This is a genomic window from Pseudoalteromonas sp. Of11M-6 (assembly GCF_022347905.1).
Taxonomy (GTDB): domain Bacteria; phylum Pseudomonadota; class Gammaproteobacteria; order Enterobacterales; family Alteromonadaceae; genus Pseudoalteromonas.
In genome coordinates this window covers 142672-158111 of sequence record NZ_JAKRFW010000001.1, presented here as the reverse complement: position 1 = coordinate 158111, position 15440 = coordinate 142672, and the positions used below count along the sequence as shown (strand labels likewise).

The following is a 15440-nucleotide window of genomic DNA, read 5'->3' as shown; positions in this document are numbered from 1 at the left end:
AATATTTAGAGTACATGAAAACAATAAAATAGGAATGGCCAACATGACAAGTCGAATGTTTTTAAAACAGGCGTTAGGTTTAACACTCGCAGCTTTAGTCGCGGGTTGTGGCAGCAGTAGCGACAGCAAAAAGGCGTTAAGCAATGACGATGGAGTGTTAAAGCCCGTAAATGGTCTGGAGGTTCATCAACTCAATGAGCGTTACTATTATATGAAGCCGATTGAAAAGCCACATAAAGCGTACAAGCTGATGTTAGCCTTTCATGGTTCTGGAGGCACTGCTTACGGTATGGCAGGTTTAACCAAGCTACATGAACAAAACGATGATTATATAGTCGTTTATCCCAAATCAAAAAACGAAGAGTGGAATGAAGGCTGTGGTTGTAACAAGGCACATCGTTTAGGTGTAGATGACTTAGGCTTTGTTGATCAGATGATTGCAGAAATAAAAGCCAAATATGATGTCATTGACGGTGAAATTTATGCGACCGGCTTTTCTCAAGGCGGGTTATTTGTACAAAACTTATTATGTAACCGCTCGGAGACGTTTAATGCGATAGTAACGGTTGCAGCACCTATGTCCTACCAATTAGGTGATAGCTGTAACTTTTCGACACCTACAAACTACCGAATTATGCACGGTAAAGCAGACTCAGTATTGCCCTATAATGGCAAAAGTCACGCAAATTTTGGGCTACTCTCGTCACCTCAAGCGATTAAAATTATTGCTAATCTAAACTATGAGGCTGCTTTATCTGTTGATGAAGAAATAGCGGAAGGCGTGACGTTAACTCACTATCCTAATCGCAATATTCAAACGCAGCTCATTAGTGTAGACGGGGCTCGTCATAGTTGGAATTTACCACCTGTTCAAACCACCGAATCGATAATGGCATTTTTTGAGTCGACAAGCCGTTATGTGCTGCCCCAAGGCTCTGATCTTATCGCAGTAAACAACGATTATTACCATGTTCGGCAATTAAAGCAGCATGCAGATAAGCCAACCGTGGTCATGCTCTCGGGTGCGAATATGCATTTTCATAGTGATAGTGCTTGGTTCGCGTTACTACAGCCTTACTTGGCAGAGAGTTTTAATGTTTACGTCATTGATAGGCTAGGGCAGGGATTAAGTAGTGTTGATGACGCGCCTTCCATGAATAAATTTGCACACGACCTCCCTGTACTATTTGAAAAGCTCAATCTCAGTGATGTGCATTTGTTGAGTTACGCAAATAGTAATTCAGTGCCGCTAATTGCGATGCAAAAATCACAGAAGTTTCAACAAAAGATAGCAAGCATGTTGTGGTTAGACCCAGATATTTTACTGCCACATTCTATTGCTCAGTATCAAGGTTACCCAGTTGATGTTTATCGTCAATACGGACAAGACTTGATTGATCATGTTGCTGCTGGTAATTGGCAAGAAAAGATGGATAGCAAAATAGCTGAAGAGCAGGCGCATATTGAAACACTGCTTGAAGGAAGCGAGTTTGCAGACTACATGGATTGGCAATATTTCAATCACATAATGCAAACCCGCCACAGTGTTGCAGCTCAACTTACTCGAGTACACGAAATGATGAACTACCATGATGACTTGGAGTTAGTAAGAAACTGGCAGCCAGACAGCAGCATTCCTATTTCAGTGATAGATAGTGAGTTTGAAAAACTAGATATCGCCAATGCAGACTCTGAAGAAGCGAAAGCCAATCTAATAAAATGGGAGGCTGAGGGGAGAAAATGGTCTCAAGAAGTTGCTGAAACCAGCGGTGGGCAGTATTTACCAATATCATCAACTGAGCACCTGCTCCCATTTACCCACCCTGAGCTTATTAAGCAGGCATTGACTGAGCTTGCGAGCCAATGACACCAATCCAGTTTGCTAGATGAGCGCTTGAAGCGTTGAATTAACATATAAAAAACGCGAGCTTGTTTGAGGCTCGCGTTTTTATTTAAAATATTATTTGATAATTAAATCAGTCTGTTACCTCATAGTAACAAACTCCTCGGAGCCGGTTGGGTGTATCGCGACTACCGAGTCAAAGTCTGCTTTGGTTGCGCCCATCTTCATAGCGACGGCGAAACCTTGGATCATCTCATCTACGGCAAAGCCGATGCCGTGTAGGCCTACTACGGTTTCTTCTGGGCCTGCGCATACAAGTTTCATGCGACACGGTTGGCGGTGCTGAGTGACCGCGGTGTACATTGCAGCAAAGGTAGAGGTATAGACCTTGATGTTGTCTTTACCGTACTTTTCTTCCGCTTCTGGCTCTGTTAGGCCAATTGTGCCAATCGGTGGGTGGCTAAAGACGACGGTAGGGACTAGATCGTAATCCATTTTTGCGTTTGGCAATTCCGGATTGAATAGGCGCTCGGCTAGCATTCTACCTGCTTTTACGGCTACCGGAGTAAGCTCAATACCACCATCCATAATATCACCGAGCGCGTAGATACCTTTAGCTGTGGTGTTTTGCCATTCATCGACTTTAATATGGCCGCTAGGCGTGGTTTCTACATCTGTCGCAGCGAGGTTGATAAGATCTGTCATTGGTTCACGACCAATTGCCCAGATCAGTTTGTCTACGGTGTAAGACTCACCATTCTCAAGATGTAAGGTGACTGAGCCATCCTCTTCTTTGGTCACTGACTGTGGTACTGCGTGAGTGTGCAGCGTTGGACCTTCTTTTTCCATTACCTCAGTTAAGGTTTCAACCAAGATAGGATCAAAGTTACGAAGAGGGGCGTGCTTACGAACAAATAGATGGGTTTCTGTGCCCAAGCTGTGCAATACGCCCGCAAGCTCTACCGCGATATAACCCGCGCCCACAACCGCTACGCGGCGAGGTTGCTCTTTAAGCTCAAAGAAACCGTTTGAGTCGATACCGTGCTCAGCGCCTGGAATATTAGGGATCGTTGGGCGGCCACCTACGGTAATATTGATATGATCGGCAGTGTAGTGCTCACCATTGACTTCAATGGTGTTGTTATCAACAAACTTAGCAAAGCCATTGATCACGGTGACGCCATTTTTCGCTAGGTAGCCGTTGTAACCTTGGTGAATACGGCCAATGTAGGCTTCGCGGCTCTCAACGAGTTTACCCCAATCGAAGTTCTTTAGTTCAACATCAAAACCATAATCTGGTGCGTATAGTTTAATGGCTTCAGCAACTTGAGCACCGTGCCACATCGCTTTTTTTGGAACGCAGCCCACGTTTACACAAGTACCGCCTAAGTGCTTTGCTTCTATTAATGCCACCTTGGCACCTCGCATCGCAGCTCGGTTTGCAGATGCGATCCCGCCGCTACCACCACCGATTGCGATATAGTCAAAATGTTGAGCCATAAAAATTCCTCGCCAATTATTTGTTTTGCTTAAACCCTACTACTTTAAATAGCACAAGTGCACAACCGAAGACCGATATTAAGCAAAAATCTGTTCAGATACTTGTAAATGCGGTCATTCACCCTTATTTCAACCTCAATATTAGATTAGAAAATAAAGAGCGTGCCCATGAGTAACCCATTAATCGGGCTAGAAGGATTGCCTCCTTTTTCGAAAATTAAGCCTGAACATATTGTTGAAGCATTAAAATCTGCCATTGCGCACTGTCGTGAAACTATCGACACTGTTTTAGCACAACCAAGCTATACGTGGGACAGTTTTGTACTGCCTTTAGAAGAGTCAGACGATAAATTGAATCGTATGTGGTCACCAGTCTCACATATGCACTCAGTAGTAAATTCAGAAGCGTTACGTAAAGCTTATGATGAGTGTCTGCCATTAATTTCTGAATATTCTACTTATGTTGGTCAGCACCAAGGGTTGTATGAAGCCTATAAAGCGGTAAAAGAATCGGTTGAATTTGGTAACTTAACGATAGCTCAACAGACCTCTGTAGATAATGCTCTACGTGATTTCCAATTGTCGGGCATTGCACTTGAGCCAGTTAAACAAAAGCGTTATGGCGAAATAGTGGCACGGCTGTCGGAGCTGGCATCAAAGTTTGGCAACAATGTAATGGATGCCACTCAGGCATGGCAAAAGCATATTACTGACGAGTCAGAATTAGCAGGGCTACCAGAGTCAGCTTTAGCGCTTGCCGCTCATACTGCTGAAGCCAAAGGATTAGAAGGCTGGGTATTTACGCTAGATTTCCCTTCATATCTTCCTGTGATGACTTACGCAGATAACCAAATGCTCCGTGAAGAGGCTTATCGTGCGTTTGTAACCCGTGCTTCTGATCAAGGGCCTAATGCTGGAGAGTTTGATAACTCAGCGATTATGCATGAAGCACTTACACTTAGACACGAACTGGCTCAGTTGCTTGGCTTTTCTAGTTTTGCAGAAAAATCATTGGCAACCAAAATGGCTGAGACGCCAGAGCAAGTATTTACGTTTTTGAATGACCTGGCCGCTAAGTCAAAACCACAAGCCGAGCAAGAAGTGACTGAACTACGTGACTTTGCGAATAAAGAACACGGTGTAACTGAGTTAAAACCTTGGGACTACGCATATTATGGCGAAAAGTTAAAACAAGCTAAGTATGCGATTTCTGACGAAGCACTGCGCCCTTACTTCCCTGAGCATAAGGTACTTGCCGGTTTATTTGAAACCGTAAATCGCCTGTTTGGGATCCACGTGAGCGAAGTCAAAGACGTTGATACTTATCATCCTGATGTACGCTTTTTTGCTATTCATGATGATAAAGGTGAGTTGCGTGGTCATTTCTATCTCGACCTATATGCTCGTGAACATAAGCGTGGTGGTGCCTGGATGGATGACTGCATGGGCCGAAAAGTACGCGCAAATGGTGAGTTGCAGACTCCTGTCGCTTATTTAGTGTGTAACTTTAATAAAGCTGTTGGCAATAAACCTGCGCTATTTACCCATAATGAAGTAACCACTTTATTCCATGAGTTTGGTCACGGTATTCATCACATGCTAACGCAAGTAGATGCCGCGCCGGTTGCTGGTATTAATGGTGTGGCATGGGATGCGGTTGAGCTGCCAAGTCAGTTTTTAGAAAACTGGTGCTATGAAGAAGAAGCGCTGAACTTCATTTCAGGACACTATGAAACGGGTGAGCCGTTACCAAAAGAAATGTTAGACAAGTTACTGGCGGCAAAGAACTTCCAATCAGCCATGCAAATGCTGCGTCAGTTGGAGTTTTCGTTGTTTGATTTTCATATTCACGCAGACTTTGAGCCAAACACGGATTGCCAAATTCAAGCAACGCTTAATGCGGTGCGTGAGCGTACTGCGGTTGTTAAAGCGCCTGAGTTTAACCGCTTCCAGCATAGCTTTAGCCACATTTTTGCTGGTGGCTATAGCGCGGGTTACTACTCTTATAAGTGGGCAGAAGTGTTGTCTGCGGATGCGTTTTCTAAGTTTGAAGAAGAAGGGATATTCAACCCACAAACCGGGCGTGAATTTATGTATCACATTCTTGAAAAGGGTGGATCGGAAGCGCCAATGGTGCTGTTTACCCGCTTCCGTGGTCGAGAGCCAAAAGTGGATGCGTTACTACGCCACAGCGGGATCGCCGCCTAGTTATATTTCCACTCTAAGCGCCTTCTTCTGAAGGCGTTTTTTTTGTCTTAGAAAGTGTGACTTTTTGTTAGCAAATTCAATATCTCTGACTATTCTATAAAGATATGAATTAATAGGGAAAGCCACATGACGAAACTGGTTCTTGCCATTGATGATGACAAACTCGTCCATCACATTGTTGATGAGGCGCTATCGCGGACATGCAAAATATTACATGCGAAAAATGGTGAGGAAGGCTTGCGGTTGGCTAAAAAATATCGTCCGGATATTATCTTGCTTGATGTCGAGATGCCAGGGCTGTCGGGCTTTGAGGTATGTGAGCAACTCAAAAAACTAGAGGACACTACAGAGATCCCTGTTATGTTTTTGTCTTCTCGTGCCGATATTTCAGAGCGAATGCGGGGCTATAACGCTGGTGCCGCAGACTATATAGTCAAACCTTTTAACGCTGAAGAGTTGTTAGCGCGTATTAATGTCCTTGATGACTATCGAAAAATCTCGTCGCAGCTAAAACAAGATGTACAGCGCGCTCAAACCACAGCTGAAATAGCCATGACTGACTCTGGTGATATGGGCCGTATAATGCGCTACGTTGGGCAGTCGTATCACGCGCATGATCTCAATACGTTGAGCGCTCATTTTTTAGAGTTTTTTATGCCGATGGAGCTCGATGTTGCGGTGGCTTTTTGGTATCACCAAGACGCGATGTTTTACTCCAGCGAGGGAGCGATCCAACCGATAGAGCAAGAGCTATTTGAGAAACACAAAGATAGCAGTCGTTTTGTTGATTTTGGTCGCAGAACCATAATTAACTATCCTAAAGTTTCCTTGCTGATTAAGAACATGCCAGTGGACGATGTTGCCGTTTATGGTCGTTATAAAGATTTATTTCCGCACATACTGGAAGCCACTGATGCCAAAATCAGAGACATGGAAGTCAGTGAAGATGCACTTAAGAAAGTGGAGCATATAGGGCAAGTATTTGCTGAGCTAAGCGATCATTTAAGCGGCGTTGGCGATCATTACAGTGGCAAAGTTGCTGAGTTTCAGACGGTGCTGGAAAGCGACAAGCTTGCAGTCTTAGAACCAAGTGAAAGAGAACGGTTGCAAGAACTCTATGAGCATTTCACTTATTTAAGCGATGAGCTAACCATAATTAAATATAAGTTAGGAGAAGTGACTGAGGTACGCCAGCAGCTTATAGAGAGTTTAAACAAAATAGCGAAACCTTGGGGTGAGGATGAAGTGGCGTCGCAGGCTGATATTGAACTGTTTTAAGCCGCTGGATAATCAAAGACACTAGAAAGGGAAAGGGGTATACTGCCACGGTTGGTAACCCTTGGGAGCTTAGCTTGTATATTCACACCCCTTTTGAAGAAAACAGATCCTACCTAAATACGCTAACTAAGCTGTTTAATTTATCCGCGCTTAATATTAACGAGGCGGAGTTTCAATTGGTTTATGATGAGCTAGGCTTACAATTATTCAAAAAAGATGAACCAAAGCTCGGCGCTATCCGTGTTGATTTTGTGACTGGCGCAGTTGCTCATCGACGCAAATTTGGTGGTGGTAAAGGGCAAGCAATTGCAAAAGCGGTGGGTTTAAATAAAGGTGCTGTGCCTACGGTATTGGATGCGACAGCAGGACTTGGACGCGATGCCTTTGTACTTGCGTCTATGGGTTGCAAAGTCGTGCTACACGAGCGTAACCCGGTAGTCGCAGCGTTGTTATACGATGGCTTGCAACGCGCCTATCAAGATGCTGAAATTGGCGAATGGGTACAGTCAACTATGCGATTGGAATTTGGCTCCAGCCATGAATTGCTAGAGCAAGCGGGTTGGCGTCCAGATATAGTGTATCTTGATCCTATGTTCCCGCATCGTGAAAAATCGGCGCAAGTGAAAAAAGAAATGCGTGTATTCCAAGATTTAGTTGGCAATGACTTGGATGCGGACGCGCTTTTGCCTTTTGCTTTGCAGTTAGCCACAAAAAGGGTGGTGGTAAAACGTCCAGACTACGCTGGCTTCTTAAATGAAAAAACGCCAAGTATGCAAATAAAAACCAAGAAAAACCGCTTTGACGTTTATGTTAATGCCGCAATGAAATAGCACACCACTACCTGATTTAATTTTGTGCAGCAGATATCTAGATGGATATACGCAAAAAGTATGGTTTTGTACTATTGCACAGGAAAGGTAACCAGATTTAATCAAGTTGTCATAAATCCTTAATACTCTTGCGGAGCATTTTGATAAAGGGGTTGTGATTCTATGCGCGTGTCTACTTTTACTCGGTTATTGGCAATATTATTGACGACAGCGAGTATTCTACTTGGGGTGAGTCTGTTTTGGGCGAGCCAAGTATTAACTGAACTTGATGCGCAAGACGCCGCTTACAATCAAGTTAAAAATGCGGTGATCATCGAGCTTGAGGGTACAGTAGAAGATTACTTGAGTGCGGGCGATAGCCAGTATTTAAATAAGGCCGATGAACAAATCAAAGCATTACAGCAAAGTGTAGAGCAGTTGCCACCTGCACTTGCTGAGCAACTTAAAACTAAACTCATACAACTACAACAAGATATTGCAGGCAAATACCGTGCGCTCGGCAAGCTTTCTGGTAACGAACTTGCGTTGTTGGATAATGCGCTTAGGCAAATGTCAGGTTCAGCATCGAGTCTCGTTAAGTATGCAATTAAAGCACAAGATAGTGCCGCCAAAGAATCCTACTTTAATCTTGCTTCAGACTACTTTAGCGAAGTCTCGAATTTGAGCTTATATACCTACCAATTAGTCATGGCTTACGAACAGCAGACCGAACAGAGTTTGATGTCGAGCTTAAGCCGGTTGCAGGATATTGCCGCGCGAATAGACCGACTCGAAAACTTAGGGGTAATGAGTGAGGTAGACGAAGACGAGCTATTTTTAGGTGCCGAAGCCGAAGATTTAGCGCTAGAAATAAAAGCGGAGCTTGTGAGCTGGCCTAAACGTTATGCCCGCGACTTAGAAAATACCTTACAGCAGTCGAAACAACGCCAAGCTGGCATGCTAGCACTGCGAGGTGATATTAAAGCAATTTCAGAGAATATCCTACAAGCAGAAACCAACTTAAAAACAGAGCAGGCTGACGTAAAAACCAATGTGTTTATGCTGTTTGGTGTGGCCATTGGGTTACTCGTACTCCTTGCGGGTGGTGTGTATTTTGTACAGTTCAATCAAGTGTTAACTCCGCTAAGGCAACTACGCGATGGCTTTGCTCAGCTAATCGAAAGCAATGAGTTACGCAATATTGAAAGTAAAAACCAAGACACTGAAATTGGCGAAATTGCGAGTTACTTTAATCAGTTAATTGATAGGCAGCGAGCAGAAGCGGACGAACGCTCAGAAATGCTGAGTGTGATCAATACTTTTATGGAAGAGATGAACACTAACTTGGCGCAGATCTCTGCACAAGCTGGAGATACTTTTGAGCAAATGGAGCAAAACCAAGCACAGCTTGACTCGCTTAGAGCGCTTGGGGCGGATGCCAATCAAATCAACGCGCAAGTTGCCGACAATGCCAATAACACCTTTGAAGCAATGACACAAAGTGTGTCCTATGCGGATGCTATGTTGAGTGCTTCATCTACCACGCAAAAGCGGGTAGAGCAGGGACTGGAGAGCTTAAATGAATTACTTAATGGTGTTTCAGATGTGAGTAAAGTGATTGATATGATCAGCTCCATCGCAGAACAAACAAACCTACTCGCGCTCAATGCGGCGATTGAGTCGGCGCGCGCAGGAGAGCATGGCCGTGGATTTGCGGTCGTTGCGGATGAAGTACGAAAGCTTGCACAGCAAACACAAGCCTCACTGACTGATATCCACCAGCAATTAAATGTTTTGAGTGATAATTCAAACAAAGTATCGACACAAATCTCGGCTTTGGCAGATGAGGCACAGCAGCAAACAGGCCATGCACAAGAGTTGAAACGCAATTCAGAAGGTGTGGCAGAGAGCGCACAGAGCGCCAACCAAGTTGCCGCCCATGCAATGGATCTTGCCAATCAACAATCGGATCTCTTAGATACCTTTGGCCACGCTATGGATAGTATGAAAGGTCAGGTTAATAGCTCACATGAGCAAGTGCAACAAATCCAGCAAAGCCTTAAAGAGAAAATGCGGGAGATTAGAGGTACCTTAGGCCTGCGGTAATCAGGATTGTGCCGTAGGTCGAGATTTATCTCGACAGCATAAGCCAAAACGTCGGAGCCGCTTCACGCGGCGAGCAGTTAAAAGCTCGCGAGGTGAACTCGTTCCTACCAGCGCGTTTTGTAGGTCGAGATTTATCTCGACAGTATAAGCTGAAACGTCGGATCCGCTTCACGCGGCGAGCAGTTACAAGATCGCGAGGTAAACTCGCTCCTACCAGCGAGTGTTGTAGGTTGAGATTTATCTCGACAACATAAGCTAAAACGTAGGAGCCGCTTCACGCGGCGAGCAGTTAAAAGATCGCGAGGTAAACTCGCTCCCACCAGCGCGTTTTGTAGGTTGAGATTTATCTCGATAGCATAAGCCAAAACGTCGGATCCGCTTCACGCGGCGAGCAGTTAAAAGATCGCGAGGTAAACTCGTTCCTACCAGCGAGTGTCGTAGGTCGAGATTTATCTCGACAGTATAAGCTGAAACGTCGGAGCCGCTTCACGCGGCGAGCAGTTACAAGATCGCGAGGTAAACTCGTTCCCACAAACTAAACTCGAAATAATTAAAAAAGGCCGCAAATGCGGCCTCTCGTTGGGGAAAGAAGACTCAATCAGAGCCTACTAATGCTTGCTTATGGCTTGTACTGCGCGTCTAACGTTAGGCCAGAGAAAGTACGGTAAGCATTAATGCTAAGGTGCCATGTACCCGCTTGCGGATTAGTGATAACACAAGTCTCGGTATTACCATTTTCATATGGACGACAGTCATAGCTGCTTGCTGTAGGTTGAGAGCCAAACTTAACGAATAAGTCAGCGTCACCTGAGCCACCAAATGTTTTTACGGTGAAGTCGCTCATACCCTCAGGCACTTCGATTGTGTAGTGCACCCACTGACCGCTTGACGCTGAAATATCTTCAACGGTACCGCCACCTGCTTGTGGACCACCTGTGCTAGAGCCTGAAGTTGCAGCAACTAAGCTTACGCCTGAATAAGCTTTGTAACCGTTAATCATTACATGGTATGTACCAGCTTGAGGTGCGTCAAAGCTACAAACTTCGGCATTACCGCCTTCATAAGGACGACAATCATAGCTGCTTGAAGTTGGTTGACTGCCAAGCTTTACATAAAGGTCAGCATCACCAGTACCACCGCTCATGGTGAAGGTAACATTGGTTTTACCTGCAGGTACATCAAAAGTGAAGAACTGATCACTACCAGCTGCACCACTTAAGCCTGTTTTCGCTACGCCATCTTCAAGCGTATTACCTGTAGGTGGTGTGACAACATCGCCTAAAGCTTCATTTACCGCAGCGGCTGCATCAACAACACCCGTACCACAGTTTGAACAGCTACCCGCGAAGCTGCGTGTAGTGTTTTTCAAAATAGTTTCTACTTCGTCAGGCGTAGCAGATGGTTTTGCTTGCTTGATTAGCGCTGCAACACCCGCAACGTGAGGTGCCGCCATAGACGTACCTTGTGAGTAGTGGTAGCTATCATTTGAAGGAGCACCAGAGCCTGAGTTATGGGTAGATAGGATACCTTCAGGATCATTCGCAAAACTTTGTGCGCCACCCGGAGCGGCAACGTCGATGTTTGCACCATAGTTTGAGTAATAAGCTCGGCTACCATCACGACCTACAGATGCTACGTTTACTACGCCATTACAGTTACCTGGGTTGTAGTTTGCTGAGTTATCGTTGTCGTTACCTGCCGCAATAACAATGACTGTACCGTTGTTACGTGCTTGGTTGATTGCATTTTGTGTAGTTGCGCTACATGCACCACCACCACCTAAACTCATGTTGATAACATCAGCTGGGTTAGCATTTGCAGGCACACCAGATACCGAGCCGCCAGATGCCCATATGATGCCGTCAGCGATGTCAGAAGTTAAGCCACCGCATTTACCAAGAACACGTACAGGCACTACTTTAGCGTCGTAAGCAACACCAGCTACACCTTCGCCATTATTTGTTACTGCAGCAACCGTTCCCGCTACGTGCGTACCATGCCAGCTTGAGTCTTGATCTGCGCGTGGCACAGGTTGACCTGAAGAGTCAGTTCCACACTCACCGCGAGTGACCGCATCACCAGGGTCACGAGCATCGTTGTCACGTGCGCCACCATCGTTAGCAACAAAGGTATTAGAGATCATGTCATAGCCAGGCAGAATGTTGGCATCTAAGTCTAAATGTGGGCGATAACCTGTATCTAGTACCGCAACTACCACACCTTGACCTGTCGCTTTATCCCACGCAGCTGGGGCATTAATGCCTGCTGCTGCTTCGTAGTAATGCCATTGATCGTTATAACGCGGATCGTTAGGCGTTGCGAATGGCTTTAACATTTGGTCAATTTCGATGTATTCAACATTACCAGAAGCCATCACTTCGTTCATGAACGCCTGTGCTTCTTTTGCTGAAAGCTTTTTGTCAGCACGCATAACGTGGTGATTGCTAAGTGCCATTGGGCGTACGTACTTAGCGCGAGTACTCGCTTTGCTGCTCTTAAAGCCTTGTACAAAGCTTTCTGCACGCTGTTGCATTTTAGCAGGAGCAAGATCTGCAGCTGAAAGGCTAATCATTTGTGAACTAGCATCTTTGTACTTGATGATGAACTGTGTACCAAGCGTGCTTTGTGATGATAGTTTTTGTGCCGTTGCTGCAAGCGCTGCATCTTGACCGATTGATTGTGTTGGTGCGGCTGTAACTGCTGTTGCAGTGAATAATGTACTCACTGCGATGCTTAGTGCAGCGCGCTTAAAGTTTTTATTGATTGTCATAATGTTTCCCTAGTTTCTAACTTGTTGTTCAGCTGTTAATAAAAAGCTGATGGTCAGTGAAAGTAAACTCATGGTTAAAAAAAAGAAAGCGCTGTTTTGTTATTTGCACTAATTTTTTAGTTATATGTGGACGGATAAATGGCTATAATAAATTCTTATTGTATTGTTTTTAATCGATATTTTTCATATTTGTGAGAGAGTGAATAAATTTCAGTTACATTGTAAATGACTGTAAACAAAATAGTGTTTTTAACTTTGTGAAGCATTTGTAGCCAGTAGAGTGGGAGTTTGGTTAGTGCTAAAGGTTGGTTTTATTTTATTATTCCAATCTTATTTTCTTGTTTTTTAAGGCTTGAGAAATGATAGCGCTGACATAATGTTTACAAGTGTTTGAAAGGTATGCGAGTTGCTTCTTCTATTCGTCGCTGTGATTAGATAAAGAATCTAGGTATAATTTTCGCTTGGTCGCGATTTTGCCGCTTAAAGCTAAACTGTTGGCAAAACGGTAAGTGTAGAAATCTTAGATAAAAAGTTGAGTGAGTTTATGCAACAAATAGAGGTGGTCGTTATCGGCGCAGGTGCTGCTGGATTGATGTGTGCTGCACAGGCTGGATACCGAGGGCGACAAGTTGCAGTGGTTGATATGGGGAAAAAGCCTGGTCGTAAAATTTTGATCAGTGGTGGTGGCCGCTGTAACTTTACCAACGAAAATGCGTCACCTGCTAACTATCTATGTAAAAACCCACACTTTGTAAAGTCGTGTTTGAGCCGCTATACCCAACATGATTTTATTGAATTGGTAGACCGCCATGGCCTTGCATACCACCACAAAACACTTGGACAATTGTTTTGCGACAATAGCGCGCAAGAGATCGTAGATATTCTTCTTACCGAATGTGACTGGGCGGGCGTGTCACTCCATTTACGTCAAGAAGTATTAGCGGTTGAGCATCAAAGCGATGGCCGCTACTTAGTCAAAACCACAACTCAAACCTTCAACTGCGAGTCAGTGGTGATTGCCGCTGGTGGCCTAACCATGCCAAAACTTGGCGCAACGCCAATCGGCTACAAAATAGCGGAGCAATTCGGTTTAACGGTGTTACCAACCACGGCAGCGCTTGTACCATTTACACTCCATGATCACGACAAAGCACGCTTTGATGGTTTGTCTGGTATTAGCGTAGATAGCCTAGTGACCAGCGAAAGCGGTATCCAATTTAGAGAAAATATTCTCTTTACCCACAGAGGCTTATCTGGCCCCGCAATTTTGCAGATCAGCTCATTTTGGAAAGCAGGTGAGTTTGTTAGCATCAATTTATTACCTGACTTAGATGTGCAAGCACAACTCCATGACTGGCGCAGTGAGCAAGGGCAAAAGAGCCTGAAGAACTTGCTTTCGACCATCTTACCAAAGCGCTTTATTGAGGCCTTAATCAGCGACGGCAGCATCCCAGATAAAAACGCCAACCAACTCAGCCACACAGAGATTGAAAAACTGACAGAAACCCTTACTAGCTGGAAAATAAAACCAAATGGCACAGAGGGTTATCGCACCGCAGAGGTTACGTTAGGTGGTGTAGATACCGACGAATTAAGCTCAAAAACTTTCGAAGCTAAAAAACAAAAAGGCCTGTACTTTATCGGCGAAGTAACAGATGTCACCGGATGGCTCGGGGGCTATAACTTCCAATATGCATGGAGCTCCGGCTGGGCATGCGGACAGGCTTGTTAGCTGTGTATTTGTAACTCCCTCAAAAAATGAAACAGTTTATAAGTAGAATTTTCCATTAACTAAAATAGGAAAATTTACGATGAGAAAAAGCAAGTTCACCGAAACCCAAATTGTCAGCATGATCAAAGAAGCTGAGTCAGGTATTCCTGTACCAGAAATCTGCCGCAAACATGGCATCGGCTAAAGTACATTTTACAAATGGCGCTCAAAATATGGCGGTATGGAAGCGTCTGATATTAAACGCCTCAAAGAGCTTGAAGAAGAAAACCGTAAGCTAAAAGATATGTTTGCAACGCTTAGCCTAAAGCACTCGATGCTTGAGGATATCATCGCAAAAAAGCTGTAAAAACAAGTAGGCGCAGAGCTTGGGTAGAGCATTTGAGAGCTCAATTTAACGTCAGCGTCGCATTTGCTTGTGAAGTGGCAGGGCTAAGCCGCTCAGTTTTTTATTACAAACATAAACGGCCGTTAGATGATGAAGCTATCGACGCATTACTTGCGCTGGTAGAGCGCCATCCTAGGTGGGGGCTGCCTAAGCTATTCAAAATAAAGGTAAGCCGTGGAATAAAAAGCGTGTTGAACGCGTTTACAACATGCTAAAACTAAACTTGGGACGTAAGGGAAAGCGCCGTGTTCCAACAAGAACACCTGAACCATTAAGTGCACCGACACAACATAATGAATCGTGGTCAATGGACTTTATGAGTGAAGCATTAAGCTATGGACATCGTTTTAGAACACTGAATGTGCTGGATGATTTCAACCGACAAGCACTGGCGATTGAAGTCGATACAAGCTTAACTTCTGAACGAGTTATTAGAACACTACAACAAATTATTGCTTGGCGAGGAAAACCAAAGCAGATTAGAGTGGATAATGGTCCAGAATTTACTTCAACGGCACTTGAAGATTGGGCAATAAAAAATGACATCAAGTTGGAATTTATAGAGCCAGGTAGTCCTTACCAGAATGGTTTTGTGGAAAGGTTTAACCGAAGTTATCGTGAAGAAGTGCTAGATTTATACTTGTTTGAGTCACTGCAAGAAGTACGTGAAATCACAGATGAGTGGTTAGATATTTATAATTATGAGCGACCACATGATTCACTTGGCGATATGACACCAATTGGTTATCTTGAGGCTGCATAAAATTCTACGAAATAGCTGTACTAAATTGGGTGGAGTTACAGCTGTA

The 15440-nt window shown here is 44.4% G+C and carries 8 protein-coding genes and 1 pseudogene; 7 read left to right on the top strand and 2 right to left on the bottom strand.

Annotated features, from left to right (window positions below):
- Positions 1-43 precede the first annotated feature (43 nt).
- Complete coding sequence (locus tag MHN32_RS00645) at positions 44-1867, top strand: alpha/beta hydrolase (RefSeq protein ID WP_239420634.1); 1824 nt, start codon at positions 44-46, stop codon at positions 1865-1867.
- A gap of 117 nt (positions 1868-1984) precedes the next feature.
- Here MHN32_RS00645 and gorA read toward each other — a convergent pair whose 3' ends face one another.
- Positions 1985-3343: a glutathione-disulfide reductase gene (gorA, locus tag MHN32_RS00640; protein ID WP_010376766.1), complete on the bottom strand. Its 1359-nt coding sequence runs from the start codon at positions 3341-3343 to the stop codon at positions 1985-1987.
- Positions 3344-3511: 168 nt separating this feature from the next.
- On the opposite strand from gorA, the gene prlC reads away from it, so the two are divergent.
- The 4 genes from prlC (at position 3512) to MHN32_RS00620 (ending at position 9744) form a co-directional block, all read left to right on the top strand.
- On the top strand, positions 3512-5551 hold the full coding sequence (prlC, locus tag MHN32_RS00635) for an oligopeptidase A (RefSeq protein ID WP_239420633.1): 2040 nt from the start codon (positions 3512-3514) through the stop codon (positions 5549-5551).
- Positions 5552-5677: 126 nt separating this feature from the next.
- A complete protein-coding gene (locus MHN32_RS00630; protein ID WP_010605885.1) occupies positions 5678-6829 on the top strand; it encodes a response regulator in 1152 nt (383 codons plus the stop codon).
- A 131-nt stretch (positions 6830-6960) separates the two neighbouring features.
- Positions 6961-7659, top strand: a complete 699-nt coding sequence (locus MHN32_RS00625) for a class I SAM-dependent methyltransferase (protein ID WP_233525240.1) — start codon at positions 6961-6963, stop codon at positions 7657-7659.
- 162 nt (positions 7660-7821) lie between these two features.
- A complete protein-coding gene (locus tag MHN32_RS00620) occupies positions 7822-9744 on the top strand; it encodes a methyl-accepting chemotaxis protein (protein ID WP_239420632.1) in 1923 nt (640 codons plus the stop codon).
- Between the two features lie 619 nt (positions 9745-10363).
- On the opposite strand, the gene MHN32_RS00615 is transcribed toward MHN32_RS00620, so the two are convergent.
- Positions 10364-12514: a S8 family peptidase gene (locus tag MHN32_RS00615; protein WP_239420631.1), complete on the bottom strand. Its 2151-nt coding sequence runs from the start codon at positions 12512-12514 to the stop codon at positions 10364-10366.
- A 544-nt stretch (positions 12515-13058) separates the two neighbouring features.
- Here MHN32_RS00615 and MHN32_RS00610 point away from each other — a divergent pair.
- Positions 13059-14246 carry an NAD(P)/FAD-dependent oxidoreductase gene (locus tag MHN32_RS00610; RefSeq protein WP_174170478.1) on the top strand — a complete coding sequence of 396 codons (1188 nt, stop codon included), beginning with the start codon at positions 13059-13061 and terminating at the stop codon, positions 14244-14246.
- Between the two features lie 79 nt (positions 14247-14325).
- Positions 14326-15394: pseudogene (locus tag MHN32_RS00605) on the top strand (IS3 family transposase).
- Positions 15395-15440 lie beyond the last annotated feature (46 nt).

Bases quoted from the DNA above. Each gene is read 5' to 3' on its own strand.
- MHN32_RS00620 (WP_239420632.1), top strand. From the start codon at position 7,822: ATGCGCGTGTCTACTTTTACTCGGTTATTGGCAATATTATTGACGACA.
- MHN32_RS00615 (WP_239420631.1), bottom strand. From the start codon at position 12,514: ATGACAATCAATAAAAACTTTAAGCGCGCTGCACTAAGCATCGCAGTG.
- MHN32_RS00610 (WP_174170478.1), top strand. From the start codon at position 13,059: ATGCAACAAATAGAGGTGGTCGTTATCGGCGCAGGTGCTGCTGGATTG.
- prlC (WP_239420633.1), top strand. From the start codon at position 3,512: ATGAGTAACCCATTAATCGGGCTAGAAGGATTGCCTCCTTTTTCGAAA.
- gorA (WP_010376766.1), bottom strand. From the start codon at position 3,343: ATGGCTCAACATTTTGACTATATCGCAATCGGTGGTGGTAGCGGCGGG.
- MHN32_RS00630 (WP_010605885.1), top strand. From the start codon at position 5,678: ATGACGAAACTGGTTCTTGCCATTGATGATGACAAACTCGTCCATCAC.
- MHN32_RS00645 (WP_239420634.1), top strand. From the start codon at position 44: ATGACAAGTCGAATGTTTTTAAAACAGGCGTTAGGTTTAACACTCGCA.